Source organism: Mycobacterium persicum (assembly GCF_002086915.1).
Lineage (GTDB): Bacteria > Actinomycetota > Actinomycetes > Mycobacteriales > Mycobacteriaceae > Mycobacterium > Mycobacterium persicum.
The window spans coordinates 830,962-843,834 of sequence record NZ_MWQA01000001.1 but is presented as its reverse complement, the minus strand read 5'-3'; the positions used below and the strand labels follow the sequence as shown (position 1 = coordinate 843,834).

13 protein-coding genes and 1 pseudogene are annotated in these 12,873 nt (G+C 64.3%); 7 read left to right on the top strand and 7 right to left on the bottom strand.

Features of this window, described 5'->3' with window-relative positions; all coding sequences use genetic code 11:
- The first annotated feature begins 105 nt into the window (after positions 1-105).
- Positions 106-1,083, top strand: coding sequence for an SCO6745 family protein (locus B4U45_RS03755; protein WP_371687236.1), 978 nt, complete (start codon positions 106-108; stop codon positions 1,081-1,083).
- A gap of 468 nt (positions 1,084-1,551) precedes the next feature.
- On the opposite strand, the gene B4U45_RS28885 is transcribed toward B4U45_RS03755, so the two are convergent.
- Positions 1,552-1,818, bottom strand: coding sequence for a WXG100 family type VII secretion target (locus B4U45_RS28885; protein ID WP_258174413.1), 267 nt, complete (start codon positions 1,816-1,818; stop codon positions 1,552-1,554).
- Positions 1,819-2,044: 226 nt separating this feature from the next.
- Between B4U45_RS28885 and B4U45_RS03745 the strand changes: the two are divergent.
- The 3 genes and pseudogenes from B4U45_RS03745 (at position 2,045) to B4U45_RS03740 (ending at position 3,137) form a co-directional block, all read left to right on the top strand.
- Positions 2,045-2,459, top strand: a pseudogene (locus B4U45_RS03745) (hypothetical protein).
- 53 nt (positions 2,460-2,512) lie between these two features.
- Positions 2,513-2,743 carry a FitA-like ribbon-helix-helix domain-containing protein gene (locus B4U45_RS30275; RefSeq protein WP_075510669.1) on the top strand — a complete coding sequence of 77 codons (231 nt, stop codon included), beginning with the start codon at positions 2,513-2,515 and terminating at the stop codon, positions 2,741-2,743.
- Positions 2,712-3,137 (top strand): type II toxin-antitoxin system VapC family toxin, encoded by a 426-nt coding sequence (locus B4U45_RS03740; protein WP_158006362.1) that lies wholly within the window; start codon positions 2,712-2,714, stop codon positions 3,135-3,137. The genes B4U45_RS30275 and B4U45_RS03740 overlap by 32 nt, the downstream gene beginning before the upstream one ends.
- A gap of 622 nt (positions 3,138-3,759) precedes the next feature.
- Here the strand turns inward: B4U45_RS03740 and B4U45_RS03735 are convergent.
- The 3 genes from B4U45_RS03735 to B4U45_RS03725 all read right to left on the bottom strand — a co-directional run bounded on the left by B4U45_RS03735 (position 3,760) and on the right by B4U45_RS03725 (position 5,552).
- Positions 3,760-4,191 (bottom strand): MaoC family dehydratase, encoded by a 432-nt coding sequence (locus B4U45_RS03735; protein WP_075548011.1) that lies wholly within the window; start codon positions 4,189-4,191, stop codon positions 3,760-3,762.
- Between the two features lie 70 nt (positions 4,192-4,261).
- On the bottom strand, positions 4,262-4,630 hold the full coding sequence (locus B4U45_RS03730; RefSeq protein ID WP_075548012.1) for an OsmC family protein: 369 nt from the start codon (positions 4,628-4,630) through the stop codon (positions 4,262-4,264).
- A 340-nt stretch (positions 4,631-4,970) separates the two neighbouring features.
- On the bottom strand, positions 4,971-5,552 hold the full coding sequence (locus B4U45_RS03725) for a TetR/AcrR family transcriptional regulator (RefSeq protein WP_075548013.1): 582 nt from the start codon (positions 5,550-5,552) through the stop codon (positions 4,971-4,973).
- Between the two features lie 83 nt (positions 5,553-5,635).
- Here B4U45_RS03725 and B4U45_RS03720 point away from each other — a divergent pair, with 83 nt between their 5' ends.
- Positions 5,636-6,037: a nitroreductase family deazaflavin-dependent oxidoreductase gene (locus tag B4U45_RS03720; protein ID WP_075548014.1), complete on the top strand. Its 402-nt coding sequence runs from the start codon at positions 5,636-5,638 to the stop codon at positions 6,035-6,037.
- 45 nt (positions 6,038-6,082) lie between these two features.
- Positions 6,083-6,742: a carboxymuconolactone decarboxylase family protein gene (locus B4U45_RS03715; RefSeq protein WP_075548015.1), complete on the top strand. Its 660-nt coding sequence runs from the start codon at positions 6,083-6,085 to the stop codon at positions 6,740-6,742.
- 118 nt (positions 6,743-6,860) lie between these two features.
- Here the strand turns inward: B4U45_RS03715 and B4U45_RS03710 are convergent, their stop codons facing one another.
- Positions 6,861-7,514, bottom strand: coding sequence for a class I SAM-dependent methyltransferase (locus B4U45_RS03710; protein WP_075548016.1), 654 nt, complete (start codon positions 7,512-7,514; stop codon positions 6,861-6,863).
- Between the two features lie 257 nt (positions 7,515-7,771).
- Here B4U45_RS03710 and B4U45_RS03705 point away from each other — a divergent pair, with 257 nt between their 5' ends.
- Positions 7,772-9,379 (top strand): WS/DGAT domain-containing protein, encoded by a 1,608-nt coding sequence (locus tag B4U45_RS03705; RefSeq protein ID WP_075548017.1) that lies wholly within the window; start codon positions 7,772-7,774, stop codon positions 9,377-9,379.
- Between the two features lie 18 nt (positions 9,380-9,397).
- Here B4U45_RS03705 and B4U45_RS03700 read toward each other — a convergent pair whose 3' ends face one another.
- Positions 9,398-10,390 (bottom strand): NAD-dependent epimerase/dehydratase family protein, encoded by a 993-nt coding sequence (locus B4U45_RS03700; RefSeq protein ID WP_075548018.1) that lies wholly within the window; start codon positions 10,388-10,390, stop codon positions 9,398-9,400.
- A gap of 719 nt (positions 10,391-11,109) precedes the next feature.
- Positions 11,110-12,831 carry an aldehyde dehydrogenase family protein gene (locus B4U45_RS03695; protein ID WP_075548019.1) on the bottom strand — a complete coding sequence of 574 codons (1,722 nt, stop codon included), beginning with the start codon at positions 12,829-12,831 and terminating at the stop codon, positions 11,110-11,112.
- Between the last annotated feature and the right edge of the window lie 42 nt (positions 12,832-12,873).

Genomic DNA, 12,873 nt, shown 5'->3' with positions numbered 1-12,873 from the left:
CGGGAATTGGTGGCGCCAGTCGTAAGGTATTCCCCAGCAGATTGGCAGTGACTTGCCAGCGATATCCGCTATCACTGAACCGCGCCCGGGATATTCGGTTCAGAAATGGGTGCCTTAAGGGACGGGACGTCGATGGCGTCGAGTGAACTGCCGCTCTGGGTCCAGGTGAGTCCACCGGAGGGGCCTGACTGGCCCGCTATCACCGCGCGCAACGCTCGATCCGTGCAAACCGTAGTGGGCTGGATCTTCTGGGATCCGGGCGCTGTCGCACGGTATGAAGCGCTCGGATTGCCGGATTATCTGGCCGCCGGCTTGGGCTACCAAGCCGCCGGGTACCTGGCGGCACGCGCCGCGCCGCTCGCGCCCGCCGGGCCCGAGGCGGTGATTGCCGCCTTCGGCTCGATCTCGCCGCTGGCGCTGCGTGTGCTATTCCCGGCGGTTGCGCAGTCCGGTCGGTCGTTTGTGGATTTCTGGCGAGCCCGTGACGAGGCAGTTGTGGAAGGGCTTCACAGCTACGTCCCGGATATCATGGCGCCCCTGGAAGAGCTGGGTCCCAGGCTGTGGCCCGTGGTGGAAGCCTTGCCCCGAATGGGGCGGGCGTTCTTTGCGGCCCACCTGGATATGCCGCGTCCGGATGACCCCTTGCTGTCGGGCTGGCATGCGGTCAACTGCCTGCGGGAGTGGCGAGGTGACACTCACTGGGCGGTCCTCACGGCTGCTGGTCTGACCCACGCCGAGGCGTCGATTCTGCACAACGCGTGGCTAGGCTACGAAAAAGACTGGCTGGGTTTGTCGCGCGGCACGTCGGCCGACGACCTCTCCGCGGGCTGGGAACGCCTGCGTGCCAAGGGATTAGCGGCCGAAGACACGGTTCTACAGCCGGGCCTCGATCTCCGCGAAGCCGTTGAACGCAGAACCGACGAGTTGACCACCCAGCCGTGGCAGATGCTCGGAGAAGCCGCCGCGATTCTATTCGCCGAGCAGTTCGAGCCGCCGTGCGAACTGCTGCTGAAGCGAGTGGACGAGACCGCGGGCCCGAACTATCAGCCCGCCTCGCGGCAGCGTCGATATTGGAGTTCGTGAGCGACGGGTTTCTCGCCGGGAAATGGCAACCACGACAAGGGGTTGCGGTCGAGTGGAACGGCTCCAGGTTTCACCCGCGAGAATGAATCCGACCTTGCCAGGCAGATCGTCTTTAACGATAGCAAAGCTGTACAAACGGGTGTGACACAATATGACATAAAATACCCTCAAGTAATCTCAATCACGGGAGCGAATGGAAATGTTATTGACGTAACATTTGCATGGATACGCGGCAATGATGGAGTCGTGCGTTTGGTGACGGCGATTCCTGCCAGTAGATGAGAGAACGACAGACATGAAACCCAAAGAACACGATGTAGTCCAATTGCGGCGGCCGCTGTTGGTGCCGTGCAGCTCAGCTACGCATTGGTTCTACGGCCGTCGCAATCTGTTCGGCTTGCGAATTGAACTTGGCCAGCCGATCGGCGAAATGCAATAGCGCCTCTAAGTCGACCGTGTAGCGGTGGATCATAATGATGGGTCCGCTGCGGTCAGCGCCTCGAACGCTTTTGCCGCGATGGTCTCGTGGTCGAGCATGAGGTCCAGCGAACGTAGCAACCGCTGCGAGTGCTCAGACAAGATGGCCGCGACGGCTGTTGCACCCTGGTGCCACTCTTCCCAAGGCGGCTGGAAGGCCGATGCCGCAATACCACGCCAGGACGCTGACAATGCGCGCCAATCATCGGTGATACTGTCTAATTTCGCTTTCAGATCATCACTTTGATTCGCAAGAATTTACGCGGGTGATGCCATCGCTTCCAACCTCGTGGTCAGCTCACCAGTCACGAAACCCCCTATCGGTCACTTTGGCACCATCCGAGCGAAATCGGGCTCTTCATACAAGTCACCCATTCCTTCCAGGTGATGCCGGTATACGCTGCCGGCCTCGCGGCAGCGTCGATATTGGAGTTCGTGAGCGACGGGCCACTTGCCCCGGGCATTGCTCGTAGACTGCGGCGGTATGGCCGATGTGTCGTTGGACATACAGGAGCGCCTGGAACTTTGCGACCTTTTCGACGAACTGGGCCCCGCCGTTCCCACCTTGCTCGAGGGCTGGACCGCTCACGATCTGGCCGCCCACATCGTGTTGCGCGAGCGCGATCTGGCGGCCGGCGTTTGCATTGTGCTTGTGGCGGAACGTCCGCCGCGGCGCGCGGTATCTGAGTCGGCGGCTGCGCGGTTGCGGGCTGGAGGTCGAGTGGGCCGGTGCCGGCGAGGTGGTTCGGGTGCGCTCGGGCGATCCTGCCGCACGGCTCAGCGGCCCGCCGGGTGAGCTGCTGTTGTATGTCTTCGGGCGCGAAGCGGCGGCACACGTCGAAGTTTGCGGACCGCCGGAGGCCGTTGCGGCATTGCGGCGCACGCACTTCGGCATGTAAGTCGGACACCCGTCGTACTTGTGTTTTGGCGCTCATAGCGCCAAAATGGCGCCATGCCCAGTGTGCAGATCAAGGACGTTCCGGAGGACACTCACCGAGTTCTGCGGGAGCGAGCCGCACGCGCACATCAATCCCTACAGGAATACCTCCGAAGTCGGCTCATCGCCGACGCGAATCAACCCACGCTGGATGAGGTGTTCGACCGCATCACCACACGTCGCGGCGGCCGCGTGTCTTTCAGAGCCGCCGTCGATGACGTTCGGGCTGATCGTGATCGTCGTTGATGCGAGCGTACTGGCCGTAGCGCTGGGCGACGACGGGTCGGACGGCCGGCTCGCGCGGGAACGTTTGGCGCGCGAGACGTTGGTTGCTCCGGAACTCATCGACCTCGAGGTGGTCTCGGTGTGGCGCCGCGAGGTCGCGGCGAAACGGATGCCGGCTCGCAGGGCCGCGAGCGCGGTGGCGGACCTGACGGATCTGCCGCTGCGTCAGTCCTCACATCAGCCATTGCTCCACCGGGTATGGGAACTGCGGCATGTCCTGACGACCTACGATGCCGCCTACGTTGCGCTGGCCGAGGCTCTCGACGTCGTACTGGTTACCGCAGATGCACGCCTTTCCGGGGCTTTTGGCGCCTATTGCGAGATCGAGGTCGTCGGCGAAATCGGCGATTGCTGACAGCCGCCGCGGGATATCGCTGGTCTGCTTGAGACCAGACCCGCCACGGAAATGGACGATGATCCGGTTGCCGCGCTCACCGGAGTCCGGCTGAGCGGGTACTCGATTTGCCCGGCTCGCTCGGAAATTCATGGTGACCACGAATGCGGCTGGTCAACGATATCCTCTTGCGCAGCCTTAGATGCCTAGCGCCGTTTTCGGCACGCCGATAACGCACCTTCGCTCAAACCGGCTGTGGTGGAAGGCGTTCGGGGGATATCGCGCCTGCTCACCGAATCGGCTGTGCTGCCGCATTATCGAGTGTGCAGTGATGGCTTTGACTGTGCATGTAGGGCGGAAACCGGCATGATCGGCCGCCCTGACGGCGCACTCGACGCCGCCAACGCACACTTGACGCCGCCAACGCACACTCGGCGCCGTCAGCCATGCACCCGACCGCACCGGCATGCCGCCTGTGAGCGACAAACCTAGGTGCACAACGGAATTGTCGCTAACGGGCGGGCACAACGAATACCCCCGCCCCGAGTGGCTCGAGTGACTGATGTGACCAGACCGGCCGTCGCCCCAACAGCCAACGGCACATACATCAGCGCCGCCCTAGCGGATGACTGCGATGGAGTGACTATTCGTAACGGGTGTCCATCGTGTAGCAGAGCGCCGTGCCGTCGAGCACGACCGTGCCGTCGTCGCGGGTGACCGTCGTCTTGAGTTCGGTGATCGGCTTGTCGGTGCGAACCGAGGTGACCTCGACGCGGCCGGTGATGGTGTCGCCCGGGCGTACCGGTGCCTTGAAAGACCAGTTGACGTTGAGGAACACCGTTCCCGGTCCGGGCAGTTCTTCGGCCACGACGGCGTTGAGGATCGCGCTGGTGATGCCGCCCTGGACGACGATTTCGCCGAACCGGCAGGCTTTGGCGGCGGCCTCGTCGTAGTGCAGCGGATTGCGGTCGCCGCTGATCCGCGTGAACAGCGCGATGTCGTCGTCACCGATGGTGCGCGAGAGCTCGGCAGTCTGCCCGAGCACTGGCGTGCTGCGAATGGTGTTGGTAACCATGGGGATTCTCCTTAGTGCGATGATGGACACGTAATGCGGACATGCCGCCGCACCGATCGCCTCCGTGCCTTCAGGTGACGTCGACGGTGACGTCGGTCGGGTTGACGAGCATGTCGAAGACCGCCGAGCGCTTCTGTGACTGGGCCACCAGCGCTTTGATCTCGTCGGGGGTCGCGTCGGCATTGATCTGGTAGCTCACCCGAACGCCGCTGAATCCGTTGCGGACGTCGGGGTCGGCACCGAGAATTCCGTGCAGGTCGGGGTCGGCCTCGATGGTCGCCTGCACCGATCGGCTGTGGGTACCGTTGACGCAGTAAACCATTGTCCGCCAGTGGAACTGGGCGATCTCCGGTGTGTCGGGCAACGCGTTCCGGACGCCCAGGAGAGCGTCGACGTTGACGCCGTTGTCGACGGGGGTCTCGCTGGCTGTTGTGGTCATGGATATTTCCTTTCTGGCGTTTGTGGTGCAACGCATTTCAGTTCAAGGCCGCCGCTTCGCATCGGCCACTCAAAAAGGCCATGCGGAGATCATTGATCGAACGGGGATGGTGGCGCTTGAGGCATCCGCCTCAAAAGTTCGGGTTATGGTCCGTGGCGACGCCGGCGAGCTGCGAGCAGATCACCGGTTGCGGTATGTTCATGCCGGGAACGCTAGGGACATGATGCCCCTGGCCGCATTGGGGCTACTACCCACATTGCGGCAACAACGTGTCGGCGCACACGTAGCATGTTCGGGTGACCAGGCTGGTGTCGGCGGTGGTTGATCTTCGTCGCCGGTTTCACCTGATTTTGAGGTGGGCGTTGATAATTGGCGTGACCCGTGCAATGAGTTCGTCGGCTGGTGTAGACGCGATCGGCTCCACCTGCAGGACGTGGCGCAGGTAGGCGATCCCCAGTAGTTGGGCCATCGCCAGGTCGATCCGCAGTTGGGCATCCGACCCCTGCAACGGCTTGGCCAACTGCGGGTACAGCTGGCCCTGAATGAATTGCCGTACCAGGGCGGTGGATTCATCGTGGGTGGCCGCACCCCGCAGGATCGCCAGCAGCGGGGCGCGGGAATCCGGTTGCTCCCATGCCTCGAAGAACACCCGTGTCAGCCGCGCGCCGATGTTGCCGCGATCGCCACTGACGATGCGTGCGCTGATCGCGTCCGACTCGAACGGCCAGCCCACGGTGGACCTGAACAGCTCGGCCTTGCTGCCGAAATAGTGCCGGATCAGGGCCGGGTCAACGCCGGCGGCGGTAGCGACGTCGCGGACCGACGTCTTTTCGTATCCAGAGTCGGCGAACAACCGGCGAGCGGTCGTGACGATCGCGTTGCGGGTGTCGGGATTACCGGGGCGTCGTCCAATCGGGCGCATAGTTCCAGAATTCTACAGTCGTTGACTTCTGGGTCGGCGGGCGTTAGCCTGGACAGATAAATTCCACGAGTGAGGAGTTTAAAATGCCGGCACCACGATGGGTCGCCCAAGCCAACAAGTTGGGACTTAATCGAGTCACCAAGTACGTCGCCACCTGGGCGCCGGGATGGGGGGTCGTCATCCATCGCGGTCGCAAGTCTGGCCGCGTCTTCCGCACTCCGTTGTGGGTATTCCGTCGCGACGACGGATTTGTGATCGCGCTGACCTACGGCCCCGGCACCGACTGGGTGCGCAATGTGCTCGCCGCGGGCGGCTGTGAGCTGCAGACCCGGCGGCGGCATTACCAGCTCGGCGCCCCGACGCTATTTCGTGACGAGAAGGCGAACGGCATGCCGCCGTTCATCCGCTTCATGCTCCGCTGGGTGATCAAGGCGCCGGAATTCCTCAGGCTCGACGTGGTGCGCGAGCTGGTACCGGCAGGCTGATCCCGGCCGAATTCCGTTGTGGCGTCTAAGGTAAAGGGGAGCACAATGACGGTAAAGTTACCGAGCAGTCCGCTTGGTGAGGTGGATCCGCAGTTCGAGAGGCTCGCAGTGGACGTGGGTGCTGCTGCGTTCGGACTGGCCGGGACGAGCGTCCGGGAGAAGCTACTGCAGAACCTGGCCATGGACATCTGCCGTCCGACTCTGGGGCTGGCGTTCCGGATGCACGTCACCGCGGCGGCGATGCACGGTCTGGCCTATGCCGACCTGTTGGCCGCGATCCGGTTTATCGCCCCGTATTCGGGTTATCCGGCGGCCGCCGACGCACTTGCCCGGCTTCAGCAGGTCGCCGCCGAGATCGGTATGGAGACAAGCGATCTCGACGAGTCGTCGGCACCTGAGGCCGTGGCTGACGTGGTGGCGCACCTTGGCACCACCGACGAATGGACCACCGAATTCGTTGCTTGGCAGCTGTCGCGGGCATGGTCGGAGGACCGGCTCAGCATGCGCGAGCGGGCCATCATGGCGCTGACATCCGATGTCGCCCTGCAGACCCTGGACGAATCTTACCGCCGGCATGTCGAACTCGCGCTCGACGCCGGTCTCGGCAAGGACGGCGTTCGTGACGTCGTCCGCTTCTGCGCCGAGCACGGCATCGCGCGGGTCGCGGCGGCGCTGCGGACGCTCGACAATGTGCTGTCGACGTAGTTGGTCGGCGTTGGTTCGGCCGTCTACGCCTCGGCTTCAAAACGGTTTCAGCGGCTAGCGCTCGCCTGGGCATACCACCTGTTGCTATGCCGCCAGAAGCGCAGCCAAATGACCATCATCAGCGTGCGTCCGGAGTCGCGATGACGACATCCATGACAATTCCCAGGCGATGGACGCGTGACTGATGCTCCATTTTCCAGCCGTGCTCCAGCAGGGCGCTCACGCTGATCGGACGACACCCGCCCAGGACCTGCGGCGCGACGCGCCAGATGCCCGTCCAGGTTCGGCAGATGGCTCGCTCGAAAAACCGCTCTCCGTAACTCAGGCTGGCCAGGCAAATCCGGCCGTTGGGCGCAAGGATCCGCCGCAGATCTTCCAGAACCGCCACGGCGTAAGGTTCGTCGAGCAGATCGAACACGAACGTGGAGAACACACGGTCCGCGAATCCGTCATCGACGGGCAGCGGCAGCGAGCCGTCAACCAGCACAACCTTGGCCCGCTCGGCCCAGGCGGCGACCCGAGCGGTGGCCAAGCTGATCATCACCGGGCTGATGTCGACGCCGAGGTAGTTGACGCTGGGGGGCACCGCACGCAGCAAATGCGCGGCTAATCGGCCAGTACCACAACCGAATTCAAAGATCGTCTGGCCCTCGGCCAGCTCCGCATGGTCCACGAGCCGGTTTATCGTCGCGTCCTCATAGAACGCCTGCCAGTCCTGGACACGACCGATCCGGTCGTAGAGCGAACGGGCCTGGTTCAATGTAAGGGCCACGAGTCGTCCTCCTTGCTCGTCCGCAACCAGTCACTTGGGGTTGCGCCGGAATAGTAATGACTGCGCCAGGCCGGTATCCGAATCAGGTTGTCAATGTCCAGGCGGCAATCGGTGGCAATGTCTGCTACCGCGCCCTCGGTCCGCGCGGCGACCCCCTAGGCCACGAGGCTGGCCTGAGGGCATCAGCTGGGCGCATGATTCTCGGTACGAAGCGCGGACCCCCCGGGCGCGCGGTCGATCGGTCGTGGAGGTGCAAGATGGCAGAGCGACACCGGCTCGGCATCCAGGACGCTCTGTGGTTGGAGATGGACCGGCCGAACAACCTGATGGTCGTCGACACGGTGGTTTGGACGGCCGACCCGCTCGACTGGAGCCGGGTGCGCGAAGTTATCGAGGAGCGGCTCACCACCCGCTACCCCGTGTTCCGCAGCCTGGCGGTCAAGGACCGCGACGGCTCGTGGTGGTGGGAGGTCGACGACGAGTTCGACTTCGAGCGGCACGTCACGATTGTGGACCTGAACGATCCCGACGATCGCCGCGAACTGCAGGCGCTGGTAGCCAGCCACCGCACCGAAATGCTCGACCGCAACCGGCCACTCTGGCAAGGGATTTGGGTGAACCGCTACCGGCACGGCAGCGCGATCATCATGCGGACCCACCACGCCGTCGCCGACGGGATGCGCATGGTCGAATTGGCGATGAGCCTGTTCGATGCGTCCCCCTCGGGAGGTCTGGTCCGCGACCCCGGGGTCCTGCAGCACGCGGCACGCCCGCAGCCGCCGGGGCAGCCGATAAGAGACCGGCTGCGAACGGCAGCGGGCCGAGCGGCGGGCACCGCGCGGCGCGGCAGGTCGCTTCTCGAAGAGACGCTGAGCGACCCGACCGGACGGGCGACGGACGTGGCGGCCGGGGTCATCGGGGCCGCCGCCGAGCTTCCCCGAATCCTCGGCCGCGCCAACGAGTTTGGCCGCCTGGCCGTGCAGAACCCGGTGGGGGCCGGCCACACGATCACCACGTCCACCCGGGCGACGATGTCCGGCATCGCCGAGTCCGTACGCTCCGCCATGCGCGCCGCCGTGCCCGGCAGCGGCACACTGGTCGACGTGTTCTCCGCCGCGCCGGGTGACGTGGACACGCTGCGCAAACTGCTGATCGGCACCCGCAACGACTCGACAATCTGGACCGGTACCGCCGGCCAGGACAAAGGGGTGGCGTGGTCGGAGCCGGTGTCGCTGGCCACGGTGAAGGCCGTGGCAAAGGCGAACCGGTGCACGGTCAACGACATACTCGTGGCCAGTGTGGCCGGAGCGTTGCACGACTACCTGCAGGCCCACCATGCCCGTTGTTCCGCGGTGACTTTCATGATCCCGGTCAACCTCAAACCCGTCGACGTGACGCTGCCCGACCGTCTCGGCAACGAGTTCGCGTTGGTTCAACTCGAACTGCCGACCGATCAGCCCGACCCCCTGCGAGTCCTGGCCGTGGCCAAGCGGCGGATGAACCGGATCAAGCACGGCCACGAGGCGGCCGTGGCGTTTCGCCTGCAAGAGACCATCGCCGGGTTCAATCGGCAGCTCTACGAGGCATCGGTGGACTTGTTCACCAACCGCACGATCGGCACCCTCACGAATGTTCCCGGCCCGCCGATGCCGGTGTACCTGGCCGGTAGCAAGGTGGCGGGCATCGTCGGGTGGGCACCGGTATCGGGCAACCAGCCCATGAGTTTCACCATTTCCACCTACAACGGCAACGTCGTCGTGGGTATCGCCTGTGACAAGACCCTGGTGCCCGACCACGAAACGATAGTCGACGGGTTCGCCGGGGCCTTCGAGCGGCTGCGGGCCGCCAGCCCCGGGGTTAACTGACGGCGGGACGGCTGTCACTTATCTTTCTTCTTCGGTGCGGTGCGCGAACGTCGCGATGATCGCCTCGCGGGGCGAGTGCCAGGTCACCCCGAGCTCGGCCAGGGTGCGCGAGTCGTCGGTGGGTATCGCCGCGGTGAGCAGTTGTGCGGCTTCGAAACTGAATCCGGCTCCCAGCGGCAGTAGACCACCGACGACATCCGCGATCCTCCCCATGGTCCGAAATGCCCTGCCGGATAGCGGAATTCGCCTGATGTGGCGTCCGGAGCCGGCCTCGAAGGCAGCGATCATCTCCTCGAAGCTCAGCATCACGCCGCCGCACACGTAACGTTTGGGGCCCTGCCCTGGGCGCATCGCCGCAACATGCACCTCGGCGATGTCGCGCACGTCCACCATCATCATTCCGGCGTTGCGCAGTCGTGGCGCCACACCAGTCCGAAGTATCGGTGCCCAACCCTGTTCGGTGATACCGGGCGCCGTCGTGAAGGCCGGACCGACCACGCTCGACGGATAGGTGAGGACAATGGGTGCGCCCTCGTCTTGCAGCCGCCGGGCAACTCGATCGGCGTAGCCCTTTGTCTTGGCGTAGGCCGACCTACCCGCCGCAGTCGGAGTATCCGGCCCGATCACCGGTCCCGGCGGCGGGAAGAGGGCGCTGTAGCTGTTGATCGAGACGATCGGGTCCAGCCCGCGGTCATGCGCCTGACGCAATACCGCCTCGGTCGCATACGCATTGACCTGCCACATCAACTTCGCGCGCCGATTGTCCGTCCCGACGACGCCGGCGGCATGCAGCACGGCGTCACAGCCGTCCAGGAGCCGCGTCACCGTGTCGGAGTCGCGGACATCGCCCGCCAGCACGGTGATCGTGCCGAGCTTGGAAAGCCGTTGCAGCAGTTGGGGATTATTCCAGCCGAGCTCGGCAAGAAGCCGCACGTCATGCCCGGCGGTCAAGAGGCCACGAACGATGTGCGCGCCGAGATATCCGGTGCCGCCAGTCACTGCGATCTGCACGAATTCGTGACTCTACCGGTCGGCGGAAGACGGCAGGCGAGATTGGAGCGCGGTCATCGCAGTCCCCGCCGGTGAGCGCTAGCGGAGAATGTCACAACAGTCACACGAGTCTCTGTGGGATGGGGTGCGAGCCGTCGTGGGGCTGCGCCCCGGTATGCGGAGATGGAAATCGCATGCTGGTGCGGTTGGGTCGGCGGCTGATGGCGCCGAGCGTGTGCTGATGGCCCCGGCTGTGCCGTCAGGGCGGCCGATCGCAGGGGATTCCGCCCTCCGTACACCGTCAAAGCCGTCGTTGCACACTCGACACGGCGGCATCGCAGCCGATTGGGTTGAGACATCTCCCGAACGCTTGCCGCCACAAGAGGTTTGAGCGGACCCGACAGGTATCGGCGCGCCGAAAACAGAGCCAGGCAGTCAAGGCTGCGCAAGCGGACATCGTTGCCCAGCAGCATTCGTGATCACCATGAATCTCCGAGTGCGGTGAGCAAATTATATCGGCTCGGCCAGAGGCTCATGAAGACAGAGTGACTGCCGCTACTCAAGCCAGTGGTGGCGACGAAATCAGCGGTGTCGCAGCTATTTGGCTTGAGTGAACACGTTGATCAGCGGCGGCAGGTGCGGTCCCCGTCCACGCAGCGCGGCATCGGACCACACGCTCCCAGACCACCGCAGCGTCCCCCGGGTTTGGCCGCGCCACGATGGTCATGGGCGCACCAATGTCACCCACGCAGCGCCGACGCAAAGATCCCAGGCAGCGCAGTGGGCTTGCCATCCACCAGGAACTTGACCAATCGACGGATGGTCGTCTCCGCGGTCTTGTTCGTGACGAAGAAGACCGGCTTGGGCGATATCGTCAACTCGCCTCCGAGGATGGCGCGCGGTGACGGCCGGAACGGGATCTCGGCGATGGCCTTCTGCACGTGCTGCAACAGGAAAGCGTTGTGCACTACCCCGGTGCCGCTGCCGATATCCTGCGGGGTGTGCCCGGGGAATGCACCCCAGGGCGTGTAGCCCAGCAAGAAGTTCATCGCCGACCACACGTTGACGCCGATGTCGCCGTAGCGCAGCCCGGAAATAGCGTCATCGAAGGCCGCCGCGTTCGCCTTGCGTGTCTTGGGGTCGATGATGATCGTCGAACCTAGAGTGCCCGGCAGCACGTCGTTGGCGAAATCCACCGCATTGCGCATGAATTCGCGCGCCGTCTTGCCGGGAAGCCGCACGATTCCGAGGGCGCCCGCAAACACCTCGTCGCGCAGGATGCTCGCGCCGCTGTGCGGGTCGACATCGGAGATGAGCACGCGGCTCTGGTCGCCGCTGAGGAACTCCGTGTAGCGCATCCCCGCGCACGCCTGTTCGGTCTTCTCCTGCGAGCGCGGGTAGTACGTGCGGCGGGGCTCGACTTCGCGCATGACGGCGCGGATTTCGGCGATGAGCTGATCGGTCAACTCCCAATCTTCCGACACGAGCATGACCTGACTCGCGATACAGTTGTGGCCGGCGTTGTTGAGCTTGCTCGTTGCGATGTGTTCGGCCTGAAACCTCACGTCGGCGTTGCTCCACTCGCCCGGGACGACGATCACCGGGCTGAGCCCGCCCAGTTCCGCCGAGATCGGCTTGTCGAGCAACGGCGTGTTGTGGGCCTTACGAGTCGCGGCCTCGGCATCGCTGCCCCACACGATCGCGTCATAGGTCGCCGCCGAACCGGTCATGTGGATCGAGTCGACCTTCGGATGATGGGCCAGGTAGCCGCCGACGTCGGCGCCGCCGTAGACGAAGCGCAGCCAGCCGCGCGAGACGAAGTCATTGAAGATCTTCTCGTAGAACGGGCCGAGGTAGTCGTTGACCGGGTTCATCTTTACGACACAGACATTCCCCTGTGCGAGCAACTGGTCGAGGATGTCGAGCGTCGTAATGGTTCCCACGTTGCCGGCGCCGAGGACCAATGCGACGCCCGGGCGCTCGTAGCCGGCACCGCGGTACATGCGGCCGGCGTCCTGGCGCGTTTGCTCAGCGCTGACGCCCGGCTCGATCCAGACCTGCGCCTTATAGCCGTTGAGCAGCAACCGGTCGTAGACGTTGACCGGGAAGACGTCGACGACGACCTGGCCATCCGGCCGGGTGTGCACCGCGTCGGCCTTGATAGGCGCTTGTCCGGCGAGTAATCGCTTCAGCACCAGGGTGTGCGAGTTGACGCCCTGAATAAAGGCCCACACACCGGTCAGCCAGTCTTCAGCGACCCAATTGGAGGTCGACGCAATACCCTTCGCCCTGTCGGCCGCGGCCACCATCTCCGGGGCGAAATTGAGGATCTTCTTCGGCAACGCCTCCAGCAGCGCCACCCTGGCTTCGAGGGACAGGGCGACCCAGCTGGCCGCATTAGCATGAAGAACGTCAAGCGCCGTGTCGAGTGCCGTTGTATCGAGTGCTGTTTGTGTGGGCATGGGGCCGTCCTATCTTGCTGTGACGACGATGTGCGCCGCCCC

Excerpts from the sequence above, each read along its gene's own strand:
- B4U45_RS30275 (WP_075510669.1), top strand. The coding sequence starts at position 2,513 with ATGCCCAGTGTGCAGATCAAGGACGTTCCGGAGGACACTCACCGAGTT.
- B4U45_RS03755 (WP_371687236.1), top strand. The coding sequence starts at position 106 with ATGGGTGCCTTAAGGGACGGGACGTCGATGGCGTCGAGTGAACTGCCG.
- B4U45_RS03695 (WP_075548019.1), bottom strand. The coding sequence starts at position 12,831 with ATGCCCACACAAACAGCACTCGATACAACGGCACTCGACACGGCGCTT.
- B4U45_RS03715 (WP_075548015.1), top strand. The coding sequence starts at position 6,083 with ATGACGGTAAAGTTACCGAGCAGTCCGCTTGGTGAGGTGGATCCGCAG.
- B4U45_RS03720 (WP_075548014.1), top strand. The coding sequence starts at position 5,636 with ATGCCGGCACCACGATGGGTCGCCCAAGCCAACAAGTTGGGACTTAAT.
- B4U45_RS03705 (WP_075548017.1), top strand. The coding sequence starts at position 7,772 with ATGGCAGAGCGACACCGGCTCGGCATCCAGGACGCTCTGTGGTTGGAG.
- B4U45_RS03740 (WP_158006362.1), top strand. The coding sequence starts at position 2,712 with ATGACGTTCGGGCTGATCGTGATCGTCGTTGATGCGAGCGTACTGGCC.
- B4U45_RS03730 (WP_075548012.1), bottom strand. The coding sequence starts at position 4,630 with ATGACCACAACAGCCAGCGAGACCCCCGTCGACAACGGCGTCAACGTC.
- B4U45_RS03735 (WP_075548011.1), bottom strand. The coding sequence starts at position 4,191 with ATGGTTACCAACACCATTCGCAGCACGCCAGTGCTCGGGCAGACTGCC.
- B4U45_RS03725 (WP_075548013.1), bottom strand. The coding sequence starts at position 5,552 with ATGCGCCCGATTGGACGACGCCCCGGTAATCCCGACACCCGCAACGCG.